The following is a 761-nucleotide window of genomic DNA, read 5'->3' as shown; positions in this document are numbered from 1 at the left end:
CTCTATAGAATTCTGTAACAGGTTCTCCTCCTTCACCAATTCCCGCATTTGGGCATTGGGCACCACTAGTACTTATACAAGATTGCCAACTCATTCCAAATGTAGTTACCGGAGCTGAAAATACATTCGGGCTAATTTGTTTGTAAATATTAAATTCCCAATTAGAGTAAACCAAATTTCCGAGATCTAGGTGTAATTTAACGGTCTGCGGAGAAAGTATCGTAAAAAAATCTTTCTTAATATTAGGATTAAATGAATTAACCCCCTCTAATTCAAAATCATTATTATGCTCTATCCACTCTCCAGTTACTGCCTCGATAGGTTGTGAGAATCCAGCAAAATGACTATAAATATTTTCACCAAAGTCAAACATCACTTTTCCTTTAGTAGGATAAGTAATAGAGCTGATAACATCTTGAGTGATATCTACAGGTTCATAAAAATCATTACCTCTGTAATATCCCCAACTGTCTTTTTTAAATATTTTATTTTGGTTGGTATAGCTGATTTCATATTCATTTAGATTATTAGTATCGCCTGATTTAGTTATTTTTTTTAATAAAAGTTTTTTGAGATTAAGCGAGGGGTCAGGAAATGTCAAGAAAGATGTACTGGTATAATCATAATCAAAGGTATATTGATCTACAAATTGGTTAGTACTTTGTCCGATAATATTACTTTGTATAGATTTTAATTTATACAATTCTGATGAATTAAAATAATTCGAATCATTTCGCCCTTTTTCATAAGTGAAATTAATA

The 761-nt window shown here is 31.3% G+C and carries 1 protein-coding gene; it reads right to left on the bottom strand.

Annotated features, from left to right (window positions below; translation table 11 throughout):
* Nucleotides 1-761, bottom strand: a 761-nt coding sequence (locus AB671_RS22600; RefSeq protein WP_185116244.1) for a hypothetical protein, incomplete at both ends; no start/stop codon positions are given.

Source organism: Chryseobacterium sp. BGARF1 (genome assembly GCF_001677955.1).
GTDB lineage: Bacteria > Bacteroidota > Bacteroidia > Flavobacteriales > Weeksellaceae > Chryseobacterium.
This window is presented reverse-complemented; position numbering and strand designations above follow the sequence as displayed.